The sequence below is a fragment of the Corynebacterium bovis DSM 20582 = CIP 54.80 genome (assembly GCF_030408615.1).
Classification (GTDB): Bacteria; Actinomycetota; Actinomycetes; order Mycobacteriales; family Mycobacteriaceae; genus Corynebacterium; species Corynebacterium bovis.
The window spans coordinates 902,702-917,484 of the sequence record NZ_CP047187.1 but is presented as its reverse complement, the minus strand read 5'-3'; the positions used below and the strand labels follow the sequence as shown (position 1 = coordinate 917,484).

The following is a 14,783-nucleotide window of genomic DNA, read 5'->3' as shown; positions in this document are numbered from 1 at the left end:
GGCCTCGCGCACAGACGCTCGACAGTCCTACGAGATTCCGGTTAAAGCATCGCCCGAGCAATGGAAGGATTCCTTCGCTATAAGACAAATCGAAGCTAACACCGCAGGCGATCAGCCTACCGAGTATGAGACTGCGGCACCCAAGGGGTCCACGATGTCGACTGTCGCAAAGGGCAGGAAACTGAATAACGCTATCTGATCTGACATGTTTTCCTGTTAGCTAAGCCGATGAGGCTCGTGACGAGCATCAGCGCCTGTACACAGTTGGTCCTGTTGAACTGGCGCGAGGAGACGCCGTGGACGCTCGCATGACGAGAGTAGGATTCCGGCACGTTGTCACCCTTGTCATTCCAGAACTGCTCGTGCGCGTTCCAGATCGGCAGCCAGACGAACACTTCAGGGACGGCTTTCTCACCGATCTCATTAGGGACGTCCGCTCCTCTCTTGCGGTTCGTGATAATCCTGCGGGCACTCCGGTCGGGAAAGAATTTGACGATCAACGTGTCGAGCGTTACCGTGAACAAAGCCTGAGCCGGAGATGTATGGCCGGCGCGCATCGCGCGAATTCCCTCCAACGCAAAGTCGCGCTGGTCGCTGACCGAGGCATGGTCCGTTCGCTCTAGCACCGCCTTACAGTCGTCCATGATTGTTTCATAGCAGTCGTCTAGCACTCGCAGCCGCTCATTGCGGTCCTTCGCCTCCAGCAGCCGGGATACCGTGGCCCACCTCGGCACGAGGTAGAGCGGTATAGCTTCCTGCTCAACGAATCTGCGGATCTGGCTCTCCGTGATCTCATCGCCATGATCCCTGAGGTTGGGCGGCCAAAGGCCTCGTTTGAGCGCAGGACTCAGAGTGTGGTCGAAGAGCAAGCCGAGGGACTTTCGCAGGCTTTCAAAAACCTGGGCCTGCTCCTCGAAAAACCGCTTGAGCAATTCCTGGTCCACGGGGTCGTGGAGTTCTCGAAACTGCTGCTCGGCTAGATCTAGCGATGGCACCGAGAAGGCGGGGACGATGGGCATGATCGACTTCACTTGCTCTTGGAACCGCTCACTCCCCGGCAGGAGGGCCTGGCGGACGATGGCGCTGAACTCAAACATTGCCGAGCGGATCTTTTCCTGAAGGGGCGCGGAGACACTGGCTACGGCATCGTCCACGTTCAGCTGCAACGACTGGGAGAAACCCACCGGAGTAGGGAACCCGGTTCGCTCCTTGCGGTCGCCATCGTTCGGCCCTTCCGGCTCCTGAGCTTCCCCCTCAGCCCGGGAAGGGCGCTCGTCGTCGGGCTCGACCTTGTAGTCGACGTCCTCGTTCACGGCAAAACCCCGTTGGACGATGAGGCGCCGTCAAGTCTCCGATGGACAACGGAGACCATCGTCAGCACTTCGAGCAGCTCGTCGTCGCTGATCTTTCGACTCAACCTCGGATCGTGCGCCGTCGGATTCCGGTAGAGGCCATTCAACCCCTTCACGAGATTCGCGAGCCCAGTCTGCTCGTCCTTCTCGGTCTGCGTCCGCAGCGAGTTGATCGCGAGCATCGGGCCGGACTTTCCGAGCGCCAGAACGGTGTCGACAAGGGCCGCTCCGTCGCCCGACGCGCCGGTCATGCTCCGCAGACGATCGAAGATACTCTTGGTCGCTTCGAGGCAGGCATGGAAGTACGCTTCCTTCAGTACCTCCACGGAGCAGTACCGCAGCACCTCAGGATGACACTTGCGGCGGTCGAGTTCATCGTGGATAGAGTTTGCGATCTTATCCGCCTCATCCAAGTTCCGGGCTAACTCACCACTCACAACCTCGCCCTGGTCGTCAACCCGCAGACCGACGTACGCGAGGAGCTTATTGAGTTTCCCCTGGCGTCTGTAGAAGAGCCCGCGGTCATCGACGTACCGTACCGATTGCATCGCCGAGGAGATGAAGTCCATAATTGGCTTCGCATTCCCGGCTCGCGTCTGGGCGTTATCGAAGGCCTTGGCGAGGCGAACCCGCTTAGTCTCGCCAGAACCCGAATCCGGCATGTCAAGGTCCTTCAGCAGGTCTCCGATCTCGCGCCCTGTCAGTCCATCATCAGTATCGGCGAGCACCCCCGCAACCGACCGCAGGACTGAAGGTGAAAATTTCGAATCTGTTGGCTTGGACAAACTCATTCCCGGGCCTTTCTCTTTCACTCAACCATGAGATGCTCGATCACCACGGCCGCTTCGCCGAGGACTTGCACTTGACCTCGAAGGGCTCCGAATCCCAAGACCCGACGATCTCCACCTCCGCCTTCGTGAGGAGCTGCTCACCCCTCGCGTAAGCCGGATCACTCCCCGACATCCTCCGTCCTAATCACGAAGGCGAACGAGAGCTTACTGTCGACCTTGCGCTCTTGGCCCACCTTACCCTGCGCACGGACATGAGTCCTGAAGCTACGGAAATCCAAGCCAGCGGTCTCAAGCGTGATGACCCCACGCTCGGCATCGGTGTGAGCGCCCCCGTGGTCTCCGGGCGACCGATGCCCTGCACATGGTCCACGCGGGCAACCACCACGGCGCTGCGACGAACAACGCCGACTGGCTCAACATCCCGGCCTCAGCCCCCGAACCTCCCCCGCCCATCCCGCAGCTCGTCGGAAACCCCACCGACCCGGTACTCGTCGACTACGTCGCGTACATCGTGGCATCCCCACCCGTGGGCACCGCCCGGGAACAATGACGACGGACCCTGGACCTACCGAAGTAGGCGGAACCGGTCATGGGGCGTCGACCGAACCCTGCCGACGCCCCCCCGGAACGACCCACACCCACGACGGCACTCAGACGTTGAACTTGAACTCCACCACGTCACCGTCGTGCATGACGTAGTCCTTGCCCTCCTGGCGGACCTTGCCCTGCGCGCGGGCCTCGGCCATCGAGCCGAGCGCGTCGAGGTCGGCGAAGCCGACGATCTCGGCCTTGATGAACCCGCGCTCGAAGTCGGTGTGGATGACGCCGGCGGCCTGCGGGGCGGTCGAGCCCTTCCGGATGGTCCACGCGCGGGACTCCTTCGGCCCCGCGGTGAGGTAGGTCTGCAGGCCCAGCGTCTCGAACCCGGCGCGGGCCAGCGTCGTCAGCCCCGGCTCGTCCTGGCCGACGGACGCGAGCAGTTCGGCGGCCTCGTCGTCGTCGAGCTCCAGGAGTTCCGCCTCGGTGGCGGCGTCGAGGAACACGCAGTCCGCCGGGGCGACGAGCTCGGCGAGTTCGGCCTTCCGGGCGTCGTCGGTGAGCACGGACTCGTCGGAGTTGAAGACGTAGAGGAACGGCTTGGCGGTCATGAGGTGCAGCTCGCGCACGCCGGCGAGGTCGATGTCCCCGGACTTCGACGCCGCGTAGAGCGTCCGGCCGTCCTCGAGGACCGCCTGGGCGGTCTTCGTCGCCTCGACCTGCGCGGCCTTCTCCTTGTCCTTCCGGGCCTCCTTCTCCAGGCGCGGGAGGGCCTTCTCCACGGTCTGGAGGTCGGCGAGGATGAGCTCGGTGTTGATGACGTCAATGTCGTGGGCGGGGTCGACGCGCCCGTCGACGTGGATGACGTCGTCGTCGGCGAAGGCGCGGACGACCTGGCAGATCGCGTCGGCCTCCCGGATGTTCGCGAGGAACGCGTTACCCATGCCCTCGCCCTCGGAGGCGCCCTTGACGATGCCGGCGATGTCGACGAAGGACACGGTCGCCGGGAGGATGCGCTCGGAACCGAAGATCTCCGCGAGCCGGGTGAGCCGCGGGTCCGGCAGCTCGACGAGCCCGACGTTCGGCTCGATGGTGGCGAACGGGTAGTTCGCCGCGAGCACGTCGTTGCGGGTGAGCGCGTTGAAGAGGGTGGACTTCCCCACGTTGGGCAGGCCGACGATTCCGAGTGTAAGAGTCACGGGCGTCATCCTATCCGCTCGTCATCCGGCGCCGCCAACGGCCCGGGCCCGCCCGGTGTGCCGCGGCCCGGTCCCGTCCCCGACCGGTGGGGGTTCGACGCGACCACCGCCCGTCGCCACGCTTCACCCCCGATGCTCCACCCGCGGTCGGGACCCACGTCTATGATGATCGCCATCTCTCAGGGGTCACCCAGAGAACGGTCAGCCCGCTATCACGGGGGCCGGCCGGCCGGTCCACGCCGTCGCACCCACCACCTGCGGCCGCGGCCCGGGTCACCGCAGGCGCCACAGCAGCCAGCCGCCCACCACCGCCCGTCCGGCGCGCAGCGTCGGACCTCCCCTCCAGGACCCTGCCTTGGCATCAGAATCCCCGTCCCGCCCCGGCGCGACGCCCTCCCCCAGTTCACAGACCCCCGGCCCGTCCGGCCCCGGCACGGCGCGTGCCGCGTCGGGCACCACGGCCCCCAGCCGCGGCCGCGAGACGTTCAGTTCGCGGTCGATGTTCCTCTTCGCCGCGATCGGCTCGGCCGTCGGCCTGGGCAACATCTGGCGTTTCCCCTACGTCGCCTACGACTCGGGCGGCGGGGCGTTCCTCGTGCCCTACCTCGTCGCGCTGCTCACGGCGGGGATCCCGCTGCTGTGGCTGTTCTTCGGCCTCGGTCACCGGTACCGGGGGTCGGCGCCGCTGGTGTACCGGCGGATCCACCGCGCCGGTGAACCGCTCGGGTGGTTCCAGGTGGGCGTGGCGTTCTTCATCACGATCTACTACGCGGTCATCGTCGCGTGGTCCGGGATCTACACCGTCCGGTCGGTGACGAAGGCGTGGGGTGACGACCCGGAGGGCTTCTTCTTCAAGGAGTTCCTGCGGATGGACTCGACCCGGACGTTCTCCCTCGACGTCGTCTGGCCGATCGCGGCGGTGCTCGTGCTCGTGTGGGTCGTCACGGTCCTCACGCTGGTGTTCGACGTCTCGTCGGGCATCGGCCGGATGACGACGGTCTTCGTGCCCGTGCTCGTCGTGCTCTTCGCCGTGCTCGTCGTCCGCTCGCTGTTCCTCGACGGCGCGTCGGCGGGCCTGGACGCCCTGTTCAGCCCGAAGTGGGACAAGCTCGGTGACAGTTCGGTGTGGATCGCGGCGTACGGCCAGATCTTCTTCTCCCTGTCGATCGGGTTCGGGATCATGACGACGTACGCCTCCTACCTCAAGCCGAGGACGAACCTCACGGGCACGGGCATGGTGACGGCGTTCGCGAACTCCTCGTTCGAGGTGCTCGCGGGGATCGGCGTGTTCGCCGCGCTCGGGTTCATGGCCACGCGGTCCGGCGTCGCGGTCGACGAGGTCGCGTCGTCCGGCATCGGCCTGGCGTTCGTCGCCTTCCCCACGATCATCAACCAGATGCCGGCGGGGGCGTTGTTCGGCGTGCTGTTCTTCGCCAGCCTGTTCCTCGCCGGGTTGACGTCGCTGATCTCCCTGCTGGAGGTCGTGGTGTCCGCGGTGAAGGACAAGTTCAACCTGCCCCGTCGCCGCACCGCGATCTGCGTCGGCACCCTCATGACGGTCCTGTCCGTCGCCCTGTTCTCCACGACCTCCGGCCTCGTGACCCTGGACATCATGGACAAGTTCACGAACAACATCGGCATCGTCGCCGCGGCCGTCGCGGCGATCGTCGTCGTGGGCTACGTCACCCGCCGCATGACGGAGATCGAGCAGCACCTCAACGCCGTGTCCTCGGTGCGGGTCGGCCTGACGTGGAAGATCTGCGTCATGGTCATCACCCCGATCGCCCTGGCGTACATGCTGGTCAACGAGCTCATCACGCTCATCCGCGAGCCGTACGAGGGCTACGCGCAGTCCCAGCTCGTGACGTACGGCTGGGCGGTGCTCGCCGTCATCGTCATCGCCGCGGTCGTCCTCACGGCGGTGTCGTTCCGGGGGTCGACGACCCTCGACGGGCTGCCCGGCTCCGACTTCGGCGTCCCGCCGCGCGGTCGCCCGAAGGGCACCCCGAACCCGCTCGCCACCGCCTCCGCCATCGCGTCCCCGGCTGCGGCCGGGTCCGGGCGCCCCGCGGACGCCACCGACACGACCCCGAGGAGCTGACCCGTGTCCACCACAGCGATCATCATGCTCGTCCTCTTCATCGCCGTGATCTGGGGAGGGCTCGTCGTCTCGTCGATCGCCCTGTCCCGGACCTCCGACGACACCTCCGGCGAACTCGGCACGGCCCCCGGCACCGACGACGCCACCCTGGGGACCTGACCGGACCACCCGCGCAGCCCCCGGGCCGGACTCCGGGCCGGTCCTCCGGGCCACCCGGACAACCCCGCCGCCGACGGTCGTCGATAGTTCGTGGTCAATCCCATTCATTCGCCCGCTGTCTTTGCGAACGGGAATTCGGCACAATGGTCAAGGTGACGAACGACAAGAGAGATTCGACAGACCACGGAGGGTCCGCCCGCACCGGCCCGGACACCGGTCGGGACTTCGCCGACTTCCTCATGGGATCGGACCGGATGGACCAGGAGACCATGCTCCCCGTCCCCGGTGACCGGACCGAGGACGCCCCGGCGGATGACCCGGCCACCCACACCGCCCCCGCGATCCCCTCGAACCTGGAGACGGACGCCGGCGGGGACCGCGCCGACCAGCGCACGGTCCCCACCGCGCGGACCGAGAAGATCGTCGAGGAGGCCCTCGAGGCCCAGGATCACGACGTGGAGGACGACAGCCTCCGCAAGAACCCGAACAGCGGCATCGGCGAGGAGATCCGCGACCGGTCCGAGGTCATCGGCACGGGCGTGCGCTGGTTCTCCGGCTGGTGCCTGCGCTTCCTCGTCATCGCCGTCGCCGCCTTCGTCGCCGCCGTCGCGTTCGGCAAGCTGTGGACCGGCATCCTGCCGGTGCTGCTCAGCATCATCGTCTGCACCGTGCTCTGGCCCGTCGTCCGCGTGCTGCGCACGAAGGCCCACATCCCCAACGCGCTCGCCGTGTTCATGACGCTCATCGGCTTCTTCGCCGTCATCGGCGGCATCTTCGCGGCGATCGCCCCCAGCGTCGTGTCCCAGTCGAAGGACCTCATCGACCGCGGAACCGAGGGCATCGAGAAGATCCAGACCTGGCTCTCCGGCCCGCCGCTGAACATCAAGAGCGACCAGCTCGAGGCGATGGTCGACAAGGCCACCGCGTGGATGCAGGAGCGTTCCGGCGACATCGCCTCCACGGCGATCTCCGGGGCCACCGCCTTCTCCTCCGCCGTCATCACCCTCGTGGTGATGTTCGTGCTCACGTTCTTCTTCCTCAAGGACGGGGAGAAGTTCCTCCCGACGCTGCGGCGCATCACGGGCCGTCGGGTCGGCTGGCACCTCACCGAGGTCCTCACCCGCTGCTGGACGACCCTCGGCGGCTTCATCCGCACGCAGGCGATCGTCAGCTTCATCGACGCCTTCTTCATCGGCGGCGGCCTCATCATCCTCGGCGTGCCGCTCGCCGGCCCGCTCGCGGTCATCACGTTCATGGGCGGGTTCATCCCGCTCATCGGTGCCTTCGTCGCCGGCGCCCTGTCGGTGCTCATCGCGCTCGTCGCGAACAGTGTGACGACGGCCATCCTCGTCCTGCTCCTCGTCATCGCCGTGCAGCAGCTCGAGGGCAACGTCCTCTCCCCCGTCCTCCAGTCCCGCGCGATGGACCTCCACCCGGTCATCGTGCTGCTGTCCGTCACGGTCGGCGGCACGCTCTTCGGCATCGTCGGCGGCTTCCTCGCCGTCCCGGCGGCGGCGGTGATCGCCGTGATCTTCCGCTACATGGGGGACCTCACGGACCTCGCCACCGGGGAGAAGCGCGCGGACGAGATCTCGTTCCAGACCACCGCGGGCACCCTCAGCGGGGCGCAGAGCGAACGCGCCGCCGAGCGGTGGCGGGAGTGGCGCCGCGGGGTCGTCAACGCGACCACCGGCGACAGCGCCCCCCTCGGCCGCCTGCTGACCTCGCGCTCCAGCGGCGGGCAGCACGAACAGCGCGGTCACGCCAGCCCCGCCCGGCACACGGACGACTGACCGTCCCGGGCACGGGGTGGTCCACACCGCGCGGGTCATCGGATAGCATGAACAGCCGTGACTGAAGACGCGATGTCCACCCCCCGCCGGTCGGTGCCCGTGAACCGCACCGGGTTGATCCCCGTCTGGTTCCCGCCGCTGGCCATGATCGTGGTCGTTCTCCTCGGCCTCGTCCTCGCCCGTCAGAACGGGGCGATCACCGGGCTCTACGCCGTCGTCTTCACCGTCGTCGCCGTCGTGACCACCGCGATCGTCGACATCCGGGGCCTGTTCGTCACCGTCGCGGCGCAGCCGTTGTGGTGGTTCGTCGGGTCCTTCGTCATCGGTATCTCGTCGCTCGGGCAGTCCGCGACGACGGCGGGGAGGAAGACCGCCGTCCTCACGGCCGCCTACCCCATCGTCGAGAAGTACCCGTGGCTCCTCGGGGCGGTGGCCCTGAGCATCATCATCGCCCTCCTCCGCTGGCTGCTCGACCGGAAGGCCCTGGAGAAGGAGCGCCGCCGGCTCGCGACGTCGCGCCGGCGCAGCGCGTCCGTCGACGCCCGGAACATCGCGACGGTGCGGCGCGCCCGGGGGCTGGACTCGCCCGACCCGACCGGGGACCTGCGTCGGGCGGCGGAACGACGCCGTGCTGACGCGACCCGGCGCCGCGAGGAGGAGGAGCGGCGCGCCCGCCACCGGCGGGACGAGGCGCCCACCGGGACCGCCAGCCCGGTCCGGCGGCGCGGCCGCCACTACCTCGACGAGGACTGACCCCCACTCCGGGCACTCTCCCCCGCCCGGGCCTGATCCGGCCCCACCCCGGGCCCTGTCGGCCTGCGTCACGTCCCCCGGCACCGGCCCCCGGCCGGCCCTGCGTCAGCCCCCCCCGCCTGACCCCGTCGCCCCCTGTCGCCGACCCCCGTCAGCTGGCGCGCGACGTGCGCGGCGGCCGCAGTTCACGCGGCAGGGAGAACACGAGGTCCTCCGTCGCCGTCGTGACCTCCTCGACATCCCGGAAGCCGTGGTCGGCGAGGAGGTCCAGCACCCCGCGGACGAGCAGCTCGGGCACCGATGCGCCGGAGGTCACGCCGACGTTCGTCACGCCCTCGAACCACGCCGGGTCGATCTGGTCGGCGTAGTCGACGAGGTGGGAGTCCCGCGTCCCGTGCTGGAGGGCGACCTCGACGAGCCGCCGGGAGTTGGAGGAGTTCTGGCTGCCGACGACGATCATGAGCTCGACCTTCGGGGCGATCGCCTTGACCGCGACCTGGCGGTTCTGGGTGGCGTAGCAGATGTCGTGGCTCGGCGGGTCCTGGATGTCCGGGAACTTCTCGCGGAGCATCGCGACGGTCGACATCGTCTCGTCGACGGACAGCGTCGTCTGGGACAACCAGATCAGGGGCGTGCCGGGGGCGAACTCGAGGGCGTCGACGTCCTCCCGGCCGTCGACGAGGTGGACGACGTCGGGGGCCTCGCCGGCGGTGCCCTCGACCTCCTCGTGGCCGTGGTGGCCGATGAGGATGATCTGGTAGCCCTGCTTGGCGAAGCGCTTGACCTCGCCGTGGACCTTCGTCACGAGCGGGCAGGTGGCGTCGAAGGTCTTGAGCTGGAGTTTCCGGGCCTCGTCGTGCACGGCCGGGGACACCCCGTGGGCGGAGAAGACGACGTTCGAGCCCTCCGGGATCTCCGTCGTCTCGTCGACGAAGATCACCCCCTGCTTCTCGAAGGTCTTCACGACGTGCTTGTTGTGCACGATCTCCTTGCGCACGTAGAGGGGCGCGCCGTGCTTCTCCAGGGCCTTCTCGACGGTCTCGACGGCACGGTCCACACCGGCGCAGTAGCCCCGGGGGGCCGCGAGGATGACCCGCCGGGTCCGGGCGGGAGCGGTCGCGTCGTGGGTCGTCGCTTGAGTCATGCGCCCCATCGTAACCGACACCCGGGCATTGTCCGGCCTCCCCTCTACACTGTCCCCATGGCTTCCACGCACAAACCGACCTCCGGCCCCGCCCCGGGACGCTCCCCGGGCGGGGCCCCGTCGTCCCCGGACGCGCCGTGGCCCGTCCGCACGGTGAACGAGAAGGTCAAGGGCTGGATCGAACGCCTCGGTCACCTGTGGGTGGAGGGGCAGATCACCCAGGTGAACATGAAGCCGTCGTGGAAGCTGTCCTACATCACGCTCCGCGACGTCGACGAGGAGAAGTCGGTGCAGGTCACGTGCCCGACGTCCCTGCTGCGCTCGATGCCCTCGCCGTTGCGTGACGGCGACCGGGTGGTCGTCTACGGCAAGCCGGCGTTCTACGCCGGGCGCGGGTCGTTCTCCCTGTGGGTGACCCAGGTGCGTCACGTGGGGATCGGTGAGCTGCTCGCCCGGCTCGAGCAGCTGAAGCGGGCGCTCGCGGCGGAGGGGTTGTTCGACGAACGCCTCAAGTCGCGGCTGCCGTTCCTCCCCCGGCGCATCGGCCTCGTCACCGGGCGGGGCTCCGCGGCGGAGCGTGACGTGCTCTCCGTCGCGCGGGACCGGTGGCCCGCCGTCGACATCCGCGTCCTCAACACCGCGGTCCAGGGGGCGGGGGCAGTGCCGCAGGTCGTCGCCGCCCTCCGTGAGCTGGAGGAGGACCCCTCGGTGGACGTCGTGATCGTCGCCCGGGGCGGCGGGTCGGTGGAGGATCTCCTGCCGTTCTCGGAGGAGGCGCTCATCCGGCAGGTCTCGCGGATGCGGACCCCGGTGGTCAGCGCGATCGGGCACGAGCCGGACACGCCGCTGCTGGACAACGTCGCCGACCTGCGGGCGGCGACGCCCACGGATGCGGCGAAGCGCGTCGTCCCGGACGTCGCGGCGGAGCACCAGCGCATCGCGGAGCTCCGGGAGCGGGCCGCCGGGGCGTTGCGGTCGTGGGTGGCCCATGAGCGGCGCGGGCTGGACAGCTTCCGGTCGCGTCCGGTCATGGCGAACCCGCGGCTGACGGTGGAGACGCAGCGGGCGCTCGTCGAGGAGGCCCGCGTGCGGGCGGACCGGGCGCTGGGGACGACGGTCCGGGACATGCGCTCCCGCATCCACTCCCTGAAGGCGCAGGTCAACGCCCTTGGCCCGGCGCAGACCCTGGCCCGCGGTTACGCGGTCGTCCAGGTCGTCCCCCGGGACCACAGTCCCGCCGAGGTCGTCACGGGTGTCGGGCAGGTGTCCCCCGGGTCGCAGCTGCGCATCCGCGTCGCCGACGGGTCGGTGACGGCCGCGGCCATGGCGGTCACCCGGGCCCCGGGGACCGTGACGGCCCCCACGACCGGAGCGGGTGCGGAGGGCGGCGTCGAACCACCGGAGGGGGACGACGGACACCTCGGCACCTGACGCCCCGACCCCGGCCACCGCGGCGGCGGGCCGGCCGTCCGGGGACACCCCCGGCGGGCGGGCACCACCGCCACCGCCACCGCCACAGCAGACACGACCACAGACAGCACCAGCGACACAGACAGCACCAGAGACAGCGACGACCAGTCGTCGACGGCCCGCACGGGGCCGTCGCACCACCGTCCGTGAGGAGACCACATGACCGGCAGCACCGGCCAGGAGAACCGCCAGACCTTCCGCCCCGTCGAGGAGCTCAACTACGAGCAGGCCCGCGATGAACTCGTCGAGGTCGTGAAGATCCTCGAGCTCGGGCAGATGAGCCTCGACGAGTCACTGAACTACTGGGAGCGGGGCGAGACGCTCGCGGCGTACTGCGAGACGTACCTCGACGGGGCGTCGTCCCGGATCGAGCAGGCCCTCGCCCGGCGCGACGGCCGGGGCGGCGACGGTGACACCGCGGGCAGCGGCGACACCGACGCGGGGGACGGTGGCGCGGCCCGGGACGACGGGGCGGACGACGGCGAGGGCACCGCCCCGCGCGACGCGAACTGACCGACGCCGCGCGGGCGGTCGGAACCGGCCGGCCAGGTCAGCCCGACGCCGCGCCGGCGGTCGCAACCGGCCGGCCGGGTGCAGCGACCGGGGCCGGCCGGTGGGGGCTCAGGCGGACCGGCGCTTGGCCAGGGCCGCGAGCGCGCCGACCACGCTGACGACGCCGAGGAACATCGCCGGGACGGCGACCCTCGCCATGATCCGCAGCGTCCCCGGCGCCCGCTCGGTGATGTACACGCCCTTCACGTCACAGTCCATGTGGAAGCCCTGGACGTCCCGGGTGAACCGGAGCTTCTCGACGACGTACCGGCGCTCGGCGAGGCTCGGCGTGACCTTCGCGCCGTCGAGGTCCTCAGTCTCCCCGACGGCGTCCGAGACGTCGGCCCCGGAGGCGTCGACGGGCGTGCACGAGCTGACCGGGGCTCCCGACAGGTTCTCCACCTGGGCGAGGTAGTAGTCCTTCCCCGCGCGGACGTCCATGCTGTCGGTCGCCGGGGTGAAGGACGCGAGATTGAGGTAGTAGCACGCGGCCGCGACGACGATGAACAGGACACCCGGGACGAGCCCGGCACCCCGGAACCTCGAGGTCCGCGCCTCCGCCGCTGGCGCGGGCCGGGCGGCCCCGGCGTCAGCTGCGGCGTACGACCCGGCGTACGGCTGCGCGGCGGGGGCGTCGGCTGCGGCATCGGCGGCGCCGGATGCGGCGTACGACCCGGCCGGCGGATCAGCGTGGTGACGGCCGCGACCGGACGGCTCCGACCCGGGGAGGCTGTGCCGGCCGGAGCCGTGGCGGTCAGCGGGGGTCCCGGTGAATGGTTCTGACATCAGGGGTCCTCTCTGGGGGCAACGCCCACGACGAACTCTCGCGCGTGACGCCGCGGGGGCGTCACATCCGCTGTGCACGGTAGCAGTCGTGCAGTCCGTCGCGGAACGGGTGCCCTCACCCGCACGCTGCCGTCGTCACCCTCCCCCGGACCACTCCCCCACAGCCGGTCCCTACGATGCGGCCCCGTCGGTCTCCCCCGGGCCGCCCCCTGCTGCCGGTCGCTACGACGCGGCCCCCGTCGATCTCCCCCGGGCCGGTCCCTGCGGCCGGTCGCTACGACGCGGTCCCCGTCGATCTCCCCCGGGCCGCCCCCTGCTGCCGGTCGCTACGACGCGGCCGTCGGTGCGGCCGTCGCCGGGGTCGACGCCGTCCCACCGGAGCGCTCCCCGGCCCCGTCGGTGTCGAGGGGACGCGCGGTGGTCACCGCCGTGGCCGCGGCGCGGAAGTCGTCGTCGGACACCGTCCCCTCGAGGAGCACGCGGGACTCCCCGAGGTCGGCGGCCCACACCGGGCGGACGTCGTCGCCCTCGAACCGCCGCCACCGGGTCCCGTCGACGGTCTCGGCGTCGGTCTCCTGACGCGCCTCGTCGTCGACGTCCTTCACCGCCGCCTCGAGCGGCGCATCCGTCTGCGTGACGGAGATGTAGTTCCGGCCCCCGACGACCCACCCGACGAGGGTGGAGGTCCGCCCGGCGAGCTGGACGCGGCGCGCGGAGTTCGGCTGCCACCCGTCCGGCATGGCGGGGTCCCGCACGGGGAACGCGAGGCCCCGGGCGTCCATCTGCAGCACGGTGTGCTGGTCGACCTCCTGGACGGGTCCCCCCTCCGGCGTGCCGGGGTTGAAGCTGCACATGCCGGTGAACCCCACGGAAAAGGCCATGACGACGAGCAGGACGGCCAGGGAGATGACGATGTCCCGGGTCCCCTGGAACATCCGGGGTTTCTCGATACGCACCCGGCCATTATCGCAGACCGGCCTCGCCGACGGTCGCCCGGCCTCCCCGCCGGCTCCCCCTTCCCAGGTGTGACACACGACAGTCCGGCCCTCCGCGCATGGAACAATGGGGGGAGTGTGTTCCGCACGCCACCCGAACGACGTCACCGGAGAGAGCTGATTGACATGACGACAGACAATTCCGACCCGACCGCGACGATGAAGACCCCCGACCGCAACCTGGCGATGGAGCTCGTCCGGGTCACCGAGGCGGCCGCGCTGGCCAGCGGCAAGTGGGTCGGCCGCGGCCAGAAGAACGAGGGGGACGGCGCCGCGGTCAACGCGATGCGCCGCATGATCAACACGGTCCAGATGAACGGCGTCGTCGTCATCGGCGAGGGCGAGAAGGACGAGGCCCCGATGCTGTTCAACGGCGAGGCCGTCGGCACCGGTGACGGCCCGGCCGTCGACATCGCCGTCGACCCGGTCGACGGCACGACGCTCATGGCCGAGGGCCGCCCGAACGCGATCTCCGTCCTCGCCGCCGCCGAGCGGGGCAGCATGTACGACCCCTCGGCGGTGTTCTACATGCGCAAGATCGCGGTCGGCCCGGAGGCCGCCGGGAAGATCGACATCACCGCCCCGGTGCGCCACAACATCGAGGTCGTGGCGAAGGCCAAGGGCGTCAGCGCCTCGGACGTGACCGTCGTCGTCCTCGACCGCCCCCGGCACGACGACCTCATCCGCGACATCCGCGAGGCCGGGGCCAAGGTCCGGCTCATCGGTGACGGTGACGTCGCCGGTGCCGTGGCCGCCGCACAGAACAGCAACGCGGTCGACATCATGATGGGCACCGGCGGAACCCCCGAGGGCATCATCACGGCGTGCGCGATGAAGTGCATGGGCGGCGAGATCCAGGGCATCCTCGCGCCGAAGGACGACGCCGAGCGGCAGAAGGCCGTCGACGCCGGGCTCGACCTCGACACGGTCCTCGGCACGCACGACCTCGTGAGCTCGGACAACTGCTACTTCGTCGCGACGGGCGTGACGAACGGCGACATGGTCCGGGGCGTGAGCTACCGGGCGAACGGGGCGACGACGCGGTCGCTCGTCATGCGCTCCCGGTCCGGCACCGTGCGCTACATCGAGGCCATCCACCAGCTCCAGAAGCTGCAGGACTACAACGTGCAGGACTACAACGCCTGACCCGG

At 69.5% G+C, this 14,783-nt stretch carries 14 protein-coding genes; 8 read left to right on the top strand and 6 right to left on the bottom strand.

Features of this window, described 5'->3' with window-relative positions; all coding sequences use genetic code 11:
* Positions 1-191 precede the first annotated feature (191 nt).
* Together CBOVI_RS03635 and CBOVI_RS03630 are read right to left on the bottom strand one after the other, a co-directional pair.
* Complete coding sequence (locus tag CBOVI_RS03635; RefSeq protein WP_010268706.1) at positions 192-1,313, bottom strand: hypothetical protein; 1,122 nt, start codon at positions 1,311-1,313, stop codon at positions 192-194.
* Positions 1,310-2,143 carry a TIGR02391 family protein gene (locus tag CBOVI_RS03630; RefSeq protein ID WP_043361502.1) on the bottom strand — a complete coding sequence of 278 codons (834 nt, stop codon included), beginning with the start codon at positions 2,141-2,143 and terminating at the stop codon, positions 1,310-1,312. Before CBOVI_RS03630 ends, CBOVI_RS03635 begins: the two co-directional genes overlap by 4 nt.
* Positions 2,144-2,504: 361 nt before the next feature.
* Between CBOVI_RS03630 and CBOVI_RS03625 the strand changes: the two genes are divergently transcribed.
* Positions 2,505-2,693, top strand: a complete 189-nt coding sequence (locus tag CBOVI_RS03625) for a hypothetical protein (protein ID WP_125187111.1) — start codon at positions 2,505-2,507, stop codon at positions 2,691-2,693.
* 100 nt (positions 2,694-2,793) lie between these two features.
* On the opposite strand, the gene ychF is transcribed toward CBOVI_RS03625, so the two are convergent.
* Complete coding sequence (gene ychF / locus CBOVI_RS03620) at positions 2,794-3,879, bottom strand: redox-regulated ATPase YchF (protein WP_010268695.1); 1,086 nt, start codon at positions 3,877-3,879, stop codon at positions 2,794-2,796.
* Positions 3,880-4,378: 499 nt separating this feature from the next.
* Here ychF and CBOVI_RS03615 point away from each other — a divergent pair, with 499 nt between their 5' ends.
* The 4 genes from CBOVI_RS03615 to CBOVI_RS03600 all read left to right on the top strand — a co-directional run bounded on the left by CBOVI_RS03615 (position 4,379) and on the right by CBOVI_RS03600 (position 8,685).
* Positions 4,379-5,980 (top strand): sodium-dependent transporter, encoded by a 1,602-nt coding sequence (locus CBOVI_RS03615; protein WP_010268690.1) that lies wholly within the window; start codon positions 4,379-4,381, stop codon positions 5,978-5,980.
* Positions 5,981-5,983: 3 nt separating this feature from the next.
* Entirely contained in the window at positions 5,984-6,139 is a 156-nt protein-coding gene (gene metS, locus CBOVI_RS03610; protein WP_010268687.1) for a methionine/alanine import NSS transporter subunit MetS, read from the top strand.
* Positions 6,140-6,282: 143 nt separating this feature from the next.
* Complete coding sequence (locus tag CBOVI_RS03605; RefSeq protein ID WP_010268684.1) at positions 6,283-7,932, top strand: AI-2E family transporter; 1,650 nt, start codon at positions 6,283-6,285, stop codon at positions 7,930-7,932.
* A gap of 57 nt (positions 7,933-7,989) precedes the next feature.
* Positions 7,990-8,685 (top strand): DUF6542 domain-containing protein, encoded by a 696-nt coding sequence (locus CBOVI_RS03600; protein ID WP_125186054.1) that lies wholly within the window; start codon positions 7,990-7,992, stop codon positions 8,683-8,685.
* Between the two features lie 151 nt (positions 8,686-8,836).
* Here the strand turns inward: CBOVI_RS03600 and CBOVI_RS03595 are convergent, their stop codons facing one another.
* Entirely contained in the window at positions 8,837-9,838 is a 1,002-nt protein-coding gene (locus tag CBOVI_RS03595) for a 4-hydroxy-3-methylbut-2-enyl diphosphate reductase (RefSeq protein ID WP_043361497.1), read from the bottom strand.
* 48 nt (positions 9,839-9,886) lie between these two features.
* On the opposite strand from CBOVI_RS03595, the gene xseA reads away from it, so the two are divergent.
* A complete protein-coding gene (xseA, locus tag CBOVI_RS03590) occupies positions 9,887-11,260 on the top strand; it encodes an exodeoxyribonuclease VII large subunit (RefSeq protein WP_010268675.1) in 1,374 nt (457 codons plus the stop codon).
* A gap of 198 nt (positions 11,261-11,458) precedes the next feature.
* The gene (locus CBOVI_RS03585; RefSeq protein WP_125187113.1) at positions 11,459-11,812 is read left to right on the top strand and encodes an exodeoxyribonuclease VII small subunit; all 354 of its coding nucleotides are present in this window, start codon (positions 11,459-11,461) and stop codon (positions 11,810-11,812) included.
* Between the two features lie 108 nt (positions 11,813-11,920).
* On the opposite strand, the gene CBOVI_RS03580 is transcribed toward CBOVI_RS03585, so the two are convergent.
* Both CBOVI_RS03580 and CBOVI_RS03575 read right to left on the bottom strand, forming a co-directional pair.
* Positions 11,921-12,637: a hypothetical protein gene (locus tag CBOVI_RS03580; protein ID WP_010267671.1), complete on the bottom strand. Its 717-nt coding sequence runs from the start codon at positions 12,635-12,637 to the stop codon at positions 11,921-11,923.
* Between the two features lie 326 nt (positions 12,638-12,963).
* Positions 12,964-13,593, bottom strand: coding sequence for a DUF4245 domain-containing protein (locus tag CBOVI_RS03575; RefSeq protein WP_232625853.1), 630 nt, complete (start codon positions 13,591-13,593; stop codon positions 12,964-12,966).
* 165 nt (positions 13,594-13,758) lie between these two features.
* Here CBOVI_RS03575 and glpX point away from each other — a divergent pair, with 165 nt between their 5' ends.
* Positions 13,759-14,778, top strand: coding sequence for a class II fructose-bisphosphatase (gene glpX, locus CBOVI_RS03570; RefSeq protein WP_010267676.1), 1,020 nt, complete (start codon positions 13,759-13,761; stop codon positions 14,776-14,778).
* The last annotated feature ends 5 nt before the right edge of the window (positions 14,779-14,783 follow it).